Origin of the sequence: Shewanella indica (genome assembly GCF_002836975.1) — a bacterium.
Taxonomy (GTDB): domain Bacteria; phylum Pseudomonadota; class Gammaproteobacteria; order Enterobacterales; family Shewanellaceae; genus Shewanella; species Shewanella indica.
In genome coordinates this window covers 295,231-308,574 of sequence record NZ_NIJK01000027.1, presented here as the reverse complement: position 1 = coordinate 308,574, position 13,344 = coordinate 295,231, and the positions used below count along the sequence as shown (strand labels likewise).

Annotated in this window: 12 protein-coding genes; 8 read left to right on the top strand and 4 right to left on the bottom strand. The window is 54.5% G+C overall.

What is annotated here, in order from left to right; all coding sequences use genetic code 11:
* Nucleotides 1-11 precede the first annotated feature (11 nt).
* From CX650_RS08385 to ahpF, 4 genes are all read left to right on the top strand, one after another.
* On the top strand, nucleotides 12-755 hold the full coding sequence (locus CX650_RS08385; RefSeq protein WP_028779458.1) for a spermidine synthase: 744 nt from the start codon (nucleotides 12-14) through the stop codon (nucleotides 753-755).
* A gap of 89 nt (nucleotides 756-844) precedes the next feature.
* Nucleotides 845-2,383, top strand: coding sequence for a leucyl aminopeptidase (locus CX650_RS08380; RefSeq protein WP_101095553.1), 1,539 nt, complete (start codon nucleotides 845-847; stop codon nucleotides 2,381-2,383).
* A 189-nt stretch (nucleotides 2,384-2,572) separates the two neighbouring features.
* The gene (gene ahpC, locus CX650_RS08375) at nucleotides 2,573-3,142 is read left to right on the top strand and encodes an alkyl hydroperoxide reductase subunit C (protein WP_028779456.1); all 570 of its coding nucleotides are present in this window, start codon (nucleotides 2,573-2,575) and stop codon (nucleotides 3,140-3,142) included.
* A gap of 104 nt (nucleotides 3,143-3,246) precedes the next feature.
* Nucleotides 3,247-4,806: an alkyl hydroperoxide reductase subunit F gene (gene ahpF, locus CX650_RS08370; protein ID WP_071238453.1), complete on the top strand. Its 1,560-nt coding sequence runs from the start codon at nucleotides 3,247-3,249 to the stop codon at nucleotides 4,804-4,806.
* Between the two features lie 73 nt (nucleotides 4,807-4,879).
* On the opposite strand, the gene CX650_RS08365 is transcribed toward ahpF, so the two are convergent.
* Both CX650_RS08365 and CX650_RS08360 read right to left on the bottom strand, forming a co-directional pair.
* The gene (locus CX650_RS08365) at nucleotides 4,880-5,080 is read right to left on the bottom strand and encodes a hypothetical protein (RefSeq protein ID WP_039035045.1); all 201 of its coding nucleotides are present in this window, start codon (nucleotides 5,078-5,080) and stop codon (nucleotides 4,880-4,882) included.
* A gap of 165 nt (nucleotides 5,081-5,245) precedes the next feature.
* Nucleotides 5,246-6,646 (bottom strand): cytochrome C biosynthesis protein, encoded by a 1,401-nt coding sequence (locus CX650_RS08360; RefSeq protein WP_101095552.1) that lies wholly within the window; start codon nucleotides 6,644-6,646, stop codon nucleotides 5,246-5,248.
* Nucleotides 6,647-6,935: 289 nt separating this feature from the next.
* Here CX650_RS08360 and CX650_RS08355 point away from each other — a divergent pair, with 289 nt between their 5' ends.
* Entirely contained in the window at nucleotides 6,936-8,828 is a 1,893-nt protein-coding gene (locus tag CX650_RS08355; RefSeq protein WP_101095551.1) for a methyl-accepting chemotaxis protein, read from the top strand.
* Between the two features lie 119 nt (nucleotides 8,829-8,947).
* On the opposite strand, the gene CX650_RS08350 is transcribed toward CX650_RS08355, so the two are convergent.
* Both CX650_RS08350 and CX650_RS08345 read right to left on the bottom strand, forming a co-directional pair.
* Nucleotides 8,948-9,367: an OmpA family protein gene (locus CX650_RS08350; RefSeq protein WP_044735148.1), complete on the bottom strand. Its 420-nt coding sequence runs from the start codon at nucleotides 9,365-9,367 to the stop codon at nucleotides 8,948-8,950.
* Between the two features lie 596 nt (nucleotides 9,368-9,963).
* Nucleotides 9,964-10,380, bottom strand: coding sequence for an organic hydroperoxide resistance protein (locus CX650_RS08345; protein WP_025008945.1), 417 nt, complete (start codon nucleotides 10,378-10,380; stop codon nucleotides 9,964-9,966).
* A gap of 113 nt (nucleotides 10,381-10,493) precedes the next feature.
* Between CX650_RS08345 and ohrR the strand changes: the two genes are divergently transcribed.
* From ohrR to rlmC, 3 genes are all read left to right on the top strand, one after another.
* On the top strand, nucleotides 10,494-10,925 hold the full coding sequence (ohrR, locus tag CX650_RS08340) for a transcriptional regulator OhrR (protein WP_101095550.1): 432 nt from the start codon (nucleotides 10,494-10,496) through the stop codon (nucleotides 10,923-10,925).
* A gap of 13 nt (nucleotides 10,926-10,938) precedes the next feature.
* Entirely contained in the window at nucleotides 10,939-12,126 is a 1,188-nt protein-coding gene (locus tag CX650_RS08335) for an FAD-dependent oxidoreductase (protein ID WP_096140974.1), read from the top strand.
* A gap of 73 nt (nucleotides 12,127-12,199) precedes the next feature.
* Nucleotides 12,200-13,333: a 23S rRNA (uracil(747)-C(5))-methyltransferase RlmC gene (rlmC, locus tag CX650_RS08330; RefSeq protein WP_101095549.1), complete on the top strand. Its 1,134-nt coding sequence runs from the start codon at nucleotides 12,200-12,202 to the stop codon at nucleotides 13,331-13,333.
* The last annotated feature ends 11 nt before the right edge of the window (nucleotides 13,334-13,344 follow it).

Genomic DNA, 13,344 nt, shown 5'->3' with positions numbered 1-13,344 from the left:
ATTATTCAAGCATGGCAGATTATCGCACCTTAGTGCAGCAACAGGATGAATGGGGCAGCGTCGCTGTCCTCGATGATGGCGACTGTCGGATCTTGGCCTTCGGCGAACACGACGAGCAGAGCAAACTGTTGAAAAAGGCCCCCCATGTGCCGCAGCACACCTATGTGCAGGCCATGCTGCTGGCGCTTTTGTACCTCAAACCCAAGAGTGCCATCATTTTGGGGTTGGGCGGCGGCGCCTTGGTGCATGCTCTGAGGCATTTTGATGCCGCTATCAAGCTGACCGCGGTTGAGTTGCGCCCCCTGGTGCTTGAGTTGGCCAAGAGCCATTTTCAACTGCCACTGTCGAAAAAGCTGAACCTTATCAATCAGGATGCCAATCAGTTTCTGGCCAGTGCCGAGCACAAGAAGGTAGATATTATCTTCGCCGATCTCTACGGCTCTGAAGGGGTGGATGCCGGTCAGCTGAGCCAAGCCTTTATCGAGCAGAGCCTGGCACTGCTCAAGAGTGAAGGTTTGCTGGTGCTCAACTGCTGGAAAGAGCACAGTCAGGACAGAGGCCTGCTGGCTCGCCTGCAGCAACATTTCCCCGATGTGCGGGCCTGCCTCACGGGGGGCGGCAACTGGGTAGTGTTTGCCTCAAGGACACCGAAAAACTTTACCAGTGCCGGGCTCAAACAGGGCGCCGCCGGCTTGTCTGCTGTGCTGGACTGCGATCTCGGCCGCTCTCTCAGTCGCTTCGAACTCTGGCAGTAGGCTAATTTGTAAGGGATTGTTAAGGGCACTAGTCCGTAAAAGCCCTGATGTTATATTTGTCTGCCCCTCAATAATGATAAGCAGTACAAATGAATAAAAACAAAAGATTAGCAGTAAAACTTCTGACCCTATCCTGCCTTATGGGCGCTGGGACGACACAGGCCGAACAGTATGAGTTTGCCACTCAAGTCGCCCCGGCCAACACCTTGGTGATGTTCCAGCATCAGGATGGCACCCTATACTCGGCCGCCGGATTGCAGGCGGATACCCGCAAACAACTGCTGCGCGCCATTGCGGCCGCCAACTTCAAAGGCCAGGAGGGCGAGCTGCTCGAATTGCTGGCCCCCATTGGTACCCAAGCAGAGCGCCTGCTGCTGCTCGGGCTTGGGGATGCTGAACTGACGCCGGGGGAGACAGCCTTGCTGGGGGGCAAGCTGTCCAATCACCTAGAAGCCGTCAAACAACCCAAGGTGGCGGTATGGGCCGCTGATATCCCAAATAGCCAAGGGTTTATCGCCGAATTGACCCAGGGGATTTCCCTGGCCAGCTACCGCTATCGTGACTTCACGGCCAAGCCGCGCACCGAAAAACAGTACCATTTTGCGGTCGCCGAGCCCAAGGTAGCCGAGACCAATCACCTCAAGTCGGCAGCGATTGCTGATGGGGTGGCGCTGGCGCGGGATCTGACCAACAAACCGGCCGCCGAACTCTATCCCGAGTCCTTTGCCGATGCGGCCAAGGAACTCAAGCGTCTTGGCGTCAAGGTCAAGGTGTTGGAACCCAAAGACTTGGCCAAACTCAATATGGGCGCGTTGCTGGCCGTGGGCAAAGGTAGCGAGCGAGGCCCAAGACTGGTAGTCGCACACTGGCAGGGTAGTGATGATGCTCCGGTGGCGCTGGTGGGTAAGGGGATTACCTTTGACTCGGGCGGCTATAACATCAAGGCGACCGGCACTTCGATTGCGCGGATGAAGTCAGATATGGCCGGTGCCGCCACAGTGTTGGGAACAGTCAAGGCGATGGCCGCCTCCAAGGCGTCGGTTAATCTGGTGGGTATCATGCCGCTGGCGGAAAACATGGTCTCGGGCCGTGCGATGATCCCGGGGGATGTGATCAAGACTGCCCAGGGGCTGACGGTTGAAGTCCTCAATACCGACGCTGAAGGACGCCTGGTGCTGGCCGACGGTCTTTGGTATGCCCGCGAGAAATACCAACCACAAGTAATAGTGGATGTGGCGACCCTCACAGGGTCCAAGGTGCGTGCCCTTGGGGTGGAGTATGCCGGCCTGTTCAGTGACTCGGAACCTTTGGTGCAGCAACTGACATACGCGGGACAGCAGGTGGGGGAAAAGCTGTGGCGCCTGCCGCTGGATCCGGCCTACGGCGAAGAGCTGCATTCCAGCATAGCGGACTTAACCAACACAGGCCGTGAAGGTAGCGCCGGGGCTTCTTCGGCGGCGATGTTTCTCAAGCGTTTTGCCGGTGATCAACCCTGGGCTCATCTGGACATTGCCGGTAATGCCCTGGTCAGGAGCGACACTCAGCTGGCTCCGGCCGGTGCTACCGGTTATGGTGTACGCCTGCTGAGCCATTGGTTGGAACAGCATAAGTTCAGCGAGAACCAATAGATCAATAACTTGCCCGGGAGCGAAGGGTAATCGCTTTTTTCGCTCCCGACACAAGTTCCTCTGAAAAACCGATTAAGGCAACAGCTTTTATCCGTTATCTTATTTTAAACCCTTTGGTTAATATGACTTCCATCGACGGGCAGCAATGAAGTTGACCCGGACAATTCAAACTGAAAATGGGAGCATACAATGACTCAGTCAATCATCAACTCTGTAATCAAACCCTTTAAAGCTACCGCCTTCCACAAAGGTGAATTCGTTGAGCTGACCGAACAGGATCTGCTGGGCAAGTGGTCTGTAGTTTTCTTCTATCCAGCCGACTTTACCTTCGTTTGCCCAACTGAACTGGGTGATATGGCTGACCACTACGAAAAACTGCAGGCCATGGGCGTTGAAGTTTACTCTGTGTCTACCGACAAGCACTTCACTCACAAGGCATGGCACGATACTTCCGACACCATCAACAAGATCCAATTCCCAATGATAGGTGACCCAACCGGTGAAATCAGCCGTAACTTCGGCGTGCTGGTTGAGGAAGACGGTGTCGCCCTGCGCGGTACTTTCGTCAGCAACCCTGAAGGTGAAATCAAAGTCGCGGAAATCCATGACCTGGGTATCGGACGTAGCGCCAGCGAGCTGGTTCGTAAGATCCAAGCTGCTCAATATGTTGCCACTCACGACGGCGAAGTTTGCCCTGCCAAGTGGCAGCCAGGCGACGAAACTCTGGCTCCTTCTCTGGACCTGGTTGGCAAAATCTAAACTGCCAGTCTGACCCAGAAGGCTCCGAACCTCCCCCTGCAAGGGTTCGGAGCCTCTTTCCCCGCACTGTTTCTGTTTTCCTTTAGTCTGATTCTGGAGTCATCATGTTGGATGCGAATCTGAAAAATCAACTGCAAACCTATCTGCAGAACCTCAAGCAACCAGTTGAACTTGTCGTATCTGCAGATGAAAGCCCAAAGTCCAAAGAGCTGTTGGCTCTGGCACAGGATATTGCCTCGCTCTCTTCCCTGGTCAGTGTGACCGAGCAGTCACTGTCCCGTACCCCGGCGATGCAGGTTACCTCAATCAAGGGTTCTGACATACGCTTTGCCGGTTTGCCCATGGGGCACGAATTTACCTCACTTGTGCTGGCTCTGCTGCACACAGGTGGGCATCCCATCAAGCTGGAGGCCGAGCTGATCGAGCAGATCCGCAGCCTGCCAGGGGAATATCATTTTGAAACTTTTGTTTCTCTGAGCTGCCAGAACTGCCCGGATGTGGTGCAGGCGCTCAATATGATGGCGGCGATCAACCCGCGGATCAGCAATACCATGATAGATGGTGCCCTGTTCCAGGATGAGGTTGAGCAGCGCAACATCATGGCCGTGCCTTCGGTTTATCTGAACGGCGAGCCTTTCTCTGCCGGCCGCATCAGCCTGAAAGAGATACTCAGTAAATTGGATACCAATGCCTCTGCCCGCCAGGCCGAGAGCCTTAACCAGCGTAAGCCCTACGAAGTACTGGTGGTTGGCGCCGGGCCTGCAGGTGCATCAGCCGCCATCTATGCCGCCCGTAAGGGACTGCGCACTGGGCTGTTGGCCGACAAGTTCGGTGGTCAGGTCAGCGAAACCGTAGGCATTGAAAACTTTATTTCGGTCAAGGCGACTGAAGGCCCCAAGTTGGTGGCAAATCTGGAAGAGCATGTTCGCGACTATGAAGTGGATGTGATGGATAATCAGAAGGCGGTTCGCCTTGGCAGCAATGGTCTCTATGAAGTAGAACTGGAAAATGGTGCCGTACTCAAGAGCCGTACTGTCCTGTTGGCCACAGGGGCTCGCTGGCGGGAAATGAATGTTCCCGGTGAGCAGGAATATCGTGGCCGTGGTGTGGCTTATTGCCCTCACTGTGATGGCCCGCTGTTCAAGGGTAAACGAGTTGCGGTGATCGGCGGTGGTAACTCGGGTATCGAGGCGGCTATCGATCTGGCCAACATAGTCGAGCATGTGACTGTACTTGAGTTTGACAGTAAATTGCGCGCCGATGATGTGCTGCAGCGCAAGGCCAAATCTATGGGTAACATCACCATTATCACCCAGGCGCAAACGACTGAAGTCCTTGGTGATGGCAGTCGGGTTATCGGCCTTAACTACACGGACAGAGCCAGTGGCGAGCAGCATAATATTGCGCTGGCAGGTATCTTTGTGCAGATAGGTCTGGTGCCCAACACTGAATGGTTGCGTGGTACTGTGGAGTTGACTCCGCGCGGTGAAATCATTGTCGATGAACGCGGTCAGACTTCACTGCCAGGAGTGTTTGCTGCTGGTGACGTGACTAACTCGGCCTACAAGCAGATCATCATCGCTATGGGTAGCGGTGCGACCGCCTCTCTGGGAGCCTTTGACTACCTGATCCGCCATTCAGAGGATGAATCGGCAGCGGCTTGATGGGTAATTGTTCAGCACGATAAAAAACCGGCTTTGCCGGTTTTTTGCTTTTATCGCCAGAACCTTGGGAATATCAGGCTGTGGTATTGATGTTGTGGCCTATGTTACCAACCGGAGCGGCTGGTTCCTGTGCCGGTGTGGCGGCCTGAATAAGTTGCAGCGCGATTTCGCCTTCGGCTTCCTGTTGCTGTTTGGCCAGTTGCGCGACTTTAACACCGACAGCGCCGGTATCCATATTGACCGGCAGTGGCTGGGAGTTGAGAGAAACTGTCATGGCTTTCCTCTGGGTTAATGAGTCACGTTGGGACTCGGGCATGATACTGTTATCGGCGTCAATAGCCTTGACTTTAGCCTAATTCCCGTTTGTTGGGCAAAAAGCCAAGCCACCAATGGGCGACTCGGCTTTGTGCTGCGGGTCTATACCTCAAGGAGTGACCTATCAAGCGGCCTTACGGCGGCGCTCCAACAGTTTTCTAATGCTGACAATCAGTATGGTGACGACTATGGCACCGATAATCAGCCCCAATGCCAGGCTGACGCTCTGCAGCGCCGCCGGGTTGACCGCCAGGGTGCCGCCCAATCCCAACATCATGATGCCGGACATCAGCTTCAGGGTCTGGCCTTCTTTCTCGGTCAGCTTGCGCTTGCCGAGAGTCATGCTGAAGGCGATCACTATGATGGCCAGTGGGATAACGTAGACGATGTTGTACAGCACCAGGTACATATAGCGCTCAAAGTTTGGCAGATTATGCATGGAGAGCACACTGGTGTAGATCATAGGGAAGCCCGCAGTACACAAGAGTTCATAGGCGTTGGCCAGAATCGCCAGTACTGTGGTGCCGGCTATCATGGTCGCCAAACTGGAGGCGCTGGATAGCTTACCCATGCGCTTGATAAGCCCGCTGCGGTTTTCCGCCGACATGGAGAGGGTCACTTCCCCCTTGGTAAAGAAGTAGTCTTTGATGTTGATAGTGCCTGCTATCAGTGCCAGGATCCCCGCCGCCAGAATAATCATCCCGCCATCACTGCCGGCGCCCAACAGCTGGAAGATGTTGAGCCAGGCGGTCATAAACAGGAAGTAAATAAAGCCCGAGAAGAACACGAAGATGCCACCAACCAGCAGCATACGGCCGCGGCTCTTGGCATTGACCATGATGGACAGCAGGAACAAAAGCACAAAGAAGGCGCAGGGGTTAAAGGCATCAACACCGGCCAGAACCAGCGTCAGGATTGGCAGCGACATGGTTTCAGGTGTCACCACCCCAACCAGAGGCAACTCTACCGGCTGAACTTCGGGCTCTGCCGCCAGAGCCGTGGCATCACAGGTGCCGTCGCCACCGTCATTGGCGCAGGTGCCGAACAGCGGCGCCTGGGGTGAACCTGTGCTTGCCTGAGTGCTTGTTTGCCCCGGCATATCTTCCGGGCTCAACTGGCCGCCCGCCTGCAGATAGCAGTTTTTGAGGCGGTTGAGTAGGAACTGGCCCGTCACCTCTTCACTGGAATAACCAACTATCGCCTTGCCACAGGTAGCCATATAGGGCACTGAGCGGGCTTCTGTTCCTGTCTCTGTGGCCAGCTGTTGCCACAGATCCTGAGTGCCTTCGGCGCCCACCATCACAGAGTGCAGCTCTATCCAGGGATAGCGCTTCGGTAGAGAGTCGATGAATGGATGCGCTTCGGCGCAGTGGGGGCAGGTCTTGGACCAGACAAAATATAAAGGAATTTTGATCTGCCCTTGCTGATCCACCTGTTGCCACTGGATCTGCGATGCCGAATTCTCGGTTGCGGCAAGGCCTGCGCTGAAACTCAGTAACAGGCAGAGAAAGAAGGTTCTTAACATAAGCTTACCTGTGCAAGAGGGATTAAATTGTATCTGAATGACCCATAGCCCGGTTCAGGCTACAAGTGCCCTAGGAATACTTTACTCCAAGGCCTTGGTATTCATGAAAAAGCAGCATCAAAACTGTTAGCAGACTCGAAAAAGTCCCTAAAGTGAGACACATGGACATTTGTTAAGCATTGAGTAATAAAACCGCATTCGCATTATGCCAACTCGCCTGGCGCCTTCAGTAATTTACTTTTTTGCCGCTACACTTTTATTGCCCATAACAATTTTTATAGGACCTCTTATGCAATTCACGCTTAAAACCCGCTTACTGCTGGTCAGTTTGGGCGCCGTTTTGCTTACGGTTGCCGCCCTGGTTAGCCTTTCTTCTTCCTTTATTCGCGAAAATGCCATGCAGCGAACCCAGCATGAGGTCGATCAACTGGCGACCACTTTTGCCAGCGGCATAGGGCTGTGGATGTATGATAGACAAAAGGCGGTCAGCAGTCTCAAGGGCACGCTGCAAAGGCACCCTGAGATTAATATTACCCCTTTTTTGAGGCAGGTCCATGAGGCCAGCGGTTTTGCGCTGACCTACTACGGCGATGAGCAGGGCAACATGTATCGTCAAGATCCCAACCTGAATACGGCTGGTTATGATCCCCGGGTTCGCCCTTGGTATCAGGATGCCCAGCGGGAAGGAGCCATGATAATGACGGCGCCTTATGTCAGTGCCACATTGCAAAAGCTGGTGGTTACCATAGCCGAGCCGGTAATGAACAGCGGTCGCCTGCAGGGCGTGGCAGCGGCTAACCTCACCATAGATCAACTGACAGATGCAGTGCGAACCCTCAAGGTGCCGGGTGACGGCTATGCCGTGATGCTTGAGCGCTCAGGCTTGATTATCAGCCATCCGGACAAGGAGCTGAACGGCCAGCAGTTCAGCCGTCTTGGCAGTGCCTTCAATCCGCAGTGGCTCAGCACCAGGATCAGCGCCAATACCCTGGATGAGATGGCATTCGACGGCAGCAGCAAGTTGTTTTACCTGGCGGCTGTGCCTCACACAGATTGGGCTCTGATGTTTGTGATGGATAAGGCCAGCATCATGGCCGAGGCCACTGAGCTGGCATGGTGGATGTCGGCGGTGGGCGTGTTGTTTTTGGTGGGCTTTGGTCTGTTGCTGGTATTGGTGTTCAAGAGCCAGTTCCGCGATCTGGAACGTCTGGCCAAGGCGCTCAACGATATTGCCGAAGGGGAGGGGGACCTCACAGTTCGCATCGAGACCCGTAATCAGCACGATGAGATAGGCATGCTCGCCGCCGGCTTTAATCGTTTTGTTGAACGCCTGCACGGCATGATTTCCCGTATGAGTGATATAGCCCAGCAGTTGGGAGGCCAGGCACAGGAGACCCGCCATTCGGCCGAGAGTAACAGCCAGAGCATCGAAGTGCAGCAGGACGAAGTCACTATGGTGGCAACCGCTGTGACCGAAATGGCCAGTGCCACCGAGGAGATCGCCAGCAATGCCGAACTGACGGCACAGACGGCACAGTCGGCGGTCGGTCTGGCCGGCAGTGGACAACAGCAGGTGCTGCAGAGCCAGGAGTCGATTCGTAGCCTGGCGCAGGAAGTGGATACCGCCAGTCAGATCATCGGCGAGCTCAACGAGCACTCACAGAAGATCAACAGCATTTTGCTGACCATCAGCGGTATTGCCGAGCAGACCAATTTGTTGGCTTTGAATGCCGCCATTGAAGCCGCCAGAGCCGGTGAGCAGGGGCGTGGCTTTGCCGTGGTGGCCGATGAAGTCAGGGTGCTGTCGCAGCGCACTCATGCGTCGACACAAGAGATCCAGACCATGATTGAGACCTTGCAAAAAACCGCTTCCAAGGCAGTGAATTCCATGGCTCAGAGTCATCAGATGGCCGAAACCAGTGTGATGGATGCCGAATCGGCCAGTGCCAGTCTGGAGCAGATAAGCCAAGCGATCACCCAGATATCCGATATGGCCAGCCAGATAGCTACAGCGGCCGAAGAGCAAACCTCTGTCACCAGCGAAATCAACCGTAATACCGAGTCGATTCGTGAGGTTTCTCAAACCCTATCTCTGGAGGCCAACAGCGCCACTGTCAAAGCGCAGGAGTTGGCGGAGTTGTCAGATTCGCTGCGCCGTGAAGTCGGCCGTTTTAAACTCTAGCGCAATGTCTAAGGAAGGTGCGAACAAGTCCCATGTGTGCCTGCATCGGCTTACGGGCCTGTAAGCCACTTCGCTCCTTCCCTAAGGGGCATTCATTTGTGGATCTTGAAAGTACTTAGTTATTCGGCGGCGCTTGGCTTTTCAATCGTCGCCATCATCTGTTGGTTATTACACCAATGCAGACTCACTTCGCGATTGTCTTTATGGGTTGCCGTGCGGATACGAGTGACTATGGGGTGAGAGAAGTGTGCTGCGGTTAAATATTCTTTAACCCTTTCAATTCGTCTATTGGCAAGCCACATATTATATTTTTGTAAATCTTCATCGCCGATAGACTTATCCATATTGAATTCCAATAACAGATAGCCGCTTGAATTATCGCTATTATCAGCAACAATTTTATCCAGTTGCAAAGAATCCTGGGTACTGAAATAAGAGCTGTTCTTGGCATAATCGACATTGCCAAGCAAAACGCTTTTCTCACAGGTGGCTTGGGTCGCGCCGGTAAACAGCAGTAACCCCAGAATCAGGGCGCGCATATCATTCTCCTTTGACTATGACTTTATTATTGCTTACGTCCACTTTTGAGGCGCAAATTTAATCGATTGTCCAGGAAAAATCAATTTTATATGAATATCAACCTTTGCTGAATGACAGCGTCATAATACAGAATGAATGACGGAAAAATGTCGCAACAAATATAATTTCAATTGTTGCGACATTTATTTATATTCTTGCCAATAAATTGACTGAATATTAGGGAAGGTGCGAATAAGTCCTCGTGGCACTCTGGCTTACACAGCAATTGGCANTTTATATTCTTGCCAATAAATTGACTGAATATTAGGGAAGGTGCGAATAAGTCCTCGTGGCACTCTGGCTTACACAGCAATTGGCATTCAAGGCATCTGACTGAAGGCATGCCGGGGCCTGTCGAAGTCGGATAACGCAGAGAGCCGGTTGCTGTGAAAGCCCCGAAGGGCGTGGCTTACGGGCCAGCCTGCTGTGTTGTGCTTCTTGCAAAGGACTAGAGCCATTTGCTGCGAATCACGCCTTGCATCCAGGCCTGTAAGCCGACGCAGAGCACACATGGGACTTGTTCGCACCTTCCTTAGCTCTAAATAATATCAGAGCTTCAGTTGATCTTAATGTCATTCACAGTGAGCCCCACATCAAGGTTGTTGCGGGTGGCATTGGAGTAGGGGCAAACACTGTGGGCCTTGAGTACCAAGGCTTCGGCCTCGGCCTGCGCAAGCGGCAGAGTAACAGCCAGAGATACCTGCAGCGCAAACCCACCATCTTGACTGACCAAGCCGACATCGGCGGTGACAGGCGCACTGGCAAGCTTAATTTTGCCCAGGCGCGCCACATGTAAAATGGCGTTGGAGAAACAGGCGGCGTAACCGGCGGCAAACAACTGTTCCGGATTGGCCCCGGCTCCTGTCCCGCCCATCTCCTTGGGATAGCTTAGGGTCAATGACAGGGCACCGTCATGAGTGGCTACTTCGCCGTTGCGGCCGGCTTTGGCTGTGGCTTGAGTGTGATAGAGCATAGTAGTTTCCTTAATTTAAGTTGTGCGCAATCTAATTGCTGGCAATGATAGATCGATATTTGTTACAAAAGCAAGTATATTGTGCGCAATTAAATTGTGTTTAGGGTTTGCATATGTCAAACGAGCCCCTGTGCCTGGAAAACCAGGTTTGCTTTTCGCTATACAGCGCCGCCAATGCTATGGTGCGGGCCTACCGGCCTGTGCTGGATGCCCTGGATCTTACCTATCCGCAATATCTGGCCATGCTGGTGCTTTGGCAACACAAGGGCATCAGTGTCAAGGCGCTGGGTGAGCGTTTGCATCTGGACTCAGGGACCTTGACACCCTTGCTCAAACGCCTGGAAACTAAAGGCTTGCTGTTAAGAGGCCGCAGTGAACAGGACGAGCGGGTGCGAGTATTGACGCTCACCGATGCCGGGCTGGCTTTGCAAGCGCGCGCCGCCGATGTGCCCGAGCAGATGCTGTGTCGCAGCGCCATGCCGCAGGCGGAGCTGCAACAACTGAAAAGCTTGTGTGACACCCTGTGGCTGCAATTGCAACGCTAATGGAAAGAGGCTGATGGAACAGGTCGATCTGGCAATCATAGGTGGCGGCATCTCCGGCGTGGCGGTGGCGCAGTGCGCGGCGGCAGCCGGTTATTCCGTGGTGCTATTGGAAAAGTCCACTCTGGCGGCAGGCACCTCCTCCCAGTCCAGCAAACTGATCCATGGCGGCTTACGTTATCTCGAATCCGGGCAACTGGATCTGGTGCGCGAATCGCTGCGGGCCCGGCGCGAGTTATTGCGTCTGGCGCCGACACTGGTCAAGGCCGTCCCTTTCTTTATCCCGGTTTATCGTGACAGTCGCCGCGGCGCCTTGACCCTCAGGGCCGGCCTCAGCCTCTACGGCTTGCTGAGCGAGTTTGACCGCCTGGGGCGCTTTCGTAGCCTGCCCGCCAGGGCTTGGGGGAGCTTTCCCGGACTCAAGCTGGCGGGAATGACCCATATGTTCCAATACTGGGATGCCCAGACGGATGATGCCTTGCTGACCAAGGCGGTGGCCGACAGCGCCAGGCTGCTCGGTGCCGATATCCGCGAGGGCGCCGAGTGTTTGACAATAGAGCATGAGCCTCAGGGATGTAAGCTGAGTTACCGGGATGCGGATGGCGACAAAATGCTGCACTGCCGCTTTCTGGTCAACGCCGCCGGCGCTTTTGTCAACGAACTGCTGGCGCGGGTGACACCGCCCATAGCCCAGACGGCAATAGACTGGGTGCAGGGGAGTCATTTGCTTCTGGACATTCCAGCGCCGCCCGGGGTGCTCTATCTGGAATCCTGCTTCGATGAGCGGGTGGTATTCGTGATGCCTTGGTACGGTAAGACGCTGATAGGCACCACGGAAACCCTCTGCCAGGGACCGGTTCCGCAGATCACCCGAGAGGAGATTGCATATCTGCTGGGGATCTATCGGCACTATTTTGGAGGCTCTGGCAGTTTTACGGGTGCTGTAAGTAAAGAGGCGCTTGAAGCCAAGGTATTGGCGCATTTCAGTGGCATGCGGGTGCTGCCCAAGGGCGATGGCGATGCCTTTGGTCGGCCGCGGGAGGTACAGTTGTACCAGCGTTATTCCCATCCCAGGTTGCTGACGCTCTACGGCGGCAAGTTAACCACCTTTCGTGCCACTGCCAAGGCGGTGACGGCAGAGATAAGCAAGGTACTTGGCAAACGCAGCCCCAAAGCGGATGTCGACAAGCTGATGCTGGGATGATTTTTAGGGTGAAACAGGCTAAAGTGTGCCGCTTTTGCCGCCGGGCTGAATTGGAAACTTGGGATATATCAGAGTGAGATGTGACTTTTTTGCGCAGGGCAAGTGCCGCTCCTGTACTCACATAGAAACGCCAATGGTGCAACAACTGGCCGCCAAGAGTGAGCAGTTGGCGCAGTTGCTCAGCCCCTTTACGCCCTTTGAACTCTTGGCCCCTGTCAGCGGGCCGTCCCTGGGTTTTCGCAACAAGGCCAAGATGGTGGCTCTCGGGGCCGCCCATCAACCCATTCTGGGGATAGTTTCCCCGAGTGGTGAGGCCGTGAGCCTGTGCGATTGTCCTCTTTATCCTGCCGATATGCAGGCCTTGCTGCATCGGCTTGAGCTGTTTGTGCGTCAGGCCGGGATCCCACCCTATCGGGTAGATAAGGCCAAGGGCGAACTCAAGTTTGTGTTGTTGACCCGCGCCGAGACAAGCGGCGACTTTATGCTCAGGTTTGTGTTGCGCTCCAGGCAATCCATCGAACGGATTGAGCGTGAACTGCCAAAGCTGCTGGCCGAGTTTCCTGCCATCAAGCTGGTATCTGTGAATCTGCAGCCGGTTCATATGGCCAGGCTCGAAGGTGAGCAGGAGATTTTTCTTACCGAGGCGCAGCGTCTGGAGGAGTCCTTCAATGGCGTGCCTCTCTATATCCGCCCCAAGAGCTTCTTTCAAACCAACCCACAAGTGGCGGCAGCCCTTTATCAGAGCGCCAAAGACTGGGTCAGTGAGCTGAAGCCTGAGTCGATTTGGGATCTCTTCTGTGGTGTCGGCGGTTTTGGGCTGCACTGTGCCAATAAAGACACAGAGCTTACAGGGATTGAAATCGAGGCTGAAGCCATCGCCTGCGCCAAGTTATCCGCCGAAAAGCTGGGGCTTGAGCGGGTGAACTTCAAGGCGCTGGATTCGGGCAGTTTTGCCGCGGCGCAGTCCTCGGGACAAGTGCCGGATCTTATGATAGTCAATCCGCCGAGACGCGGCATAGGCGCCGAGCTTTGCCAGGCCATTTCGACTTTTGCGCCGCCGCATCTGCTCTATTCCAGCTGTAACCCTGAATCTTTGGCCAAAGATCTGGCGGCCATCAGTGGTTATCGTGTGCGCAAGGTGCAGCTGTTCGATATGTTTCCGCACACGGATCACTACGAGGTATTGGTACTGCTGAGTCGAGGCTAAGACAGTGGCGC

Coding starts and splice junctions, on each gene's coding strand:
- CX650_RS08380 (WP_101095553.1), top strand. CDS start 845: ATGAATAAAAACAAAAGATTAGCAGTAAAACTTCTGACCCTATCCTGC.
- ahpF (WP_071238453.1), top strand. CDS start 3,247: ATGTTGGATGCGAATCTGAAAAATCAACTGCAAACCTATCTGCAGAAC.
- CX650_RS08385 (WP_028779458.1), top strand. CDS start 12: ATGGCAGATTATCGCACCTTAGTGCAGCAACAGGATGAATGGGGCAGC.
- CX650_RS08345 (WP_025008945.1), bottom strand. CDS start 10,380: ATGCTCTATCACACTCAAGCCACAGCCAAAGCCGGCCGCAACGGCGAA.
- CX650_RS08365 (WP_039035045.1), bottom strand. CDS start 5,080: ATGACAGTTTCTCTCAACTCCCAGCCACTGCCGGTCAATATGGATACC.
- ohrR (WP_101095550.1), top strand. CDS start 10,494: ATGTCAAACGAGCCCCTGTGCCTGGAAAACCAGGTTTGCTTTTCGCTA.
- CX650_RS08360 (WP_101095552.1), bottom strand. CDS start 6,646: ATGTTAAGAACCTTCTTTCTCTGCCTGTTACTGAGTTTCAGCGCAGGC.
- CX650_RS08335 (WP_096140974.1), top strand. CDS start 10,939: ATGGAACAGGTCGATCTGGCAATCATAGGTGGCGGCATCTCCGGCGTG.
- CX650_RS08350 (WP_044735148.1), bottom strand. CDS start 9,367: ATGCGCGCCCTGATTCTGGGGTTACTGCTGTTTACCGGCGCGACCCAA.
- CX650_RS08355 (WP_101095551.1), top strand. CDS start 6,936: ATGCAATTCACGCTTAAAACCCGCTTACTGCTGGTCAGTTTGGGCGCC.
- ahpC (WP_028779456.1), top strand. CDS start 2,573: ATGACTCAGTCAATCATCAACTCTGTAATCAAACCCTTTAAAGCTACC.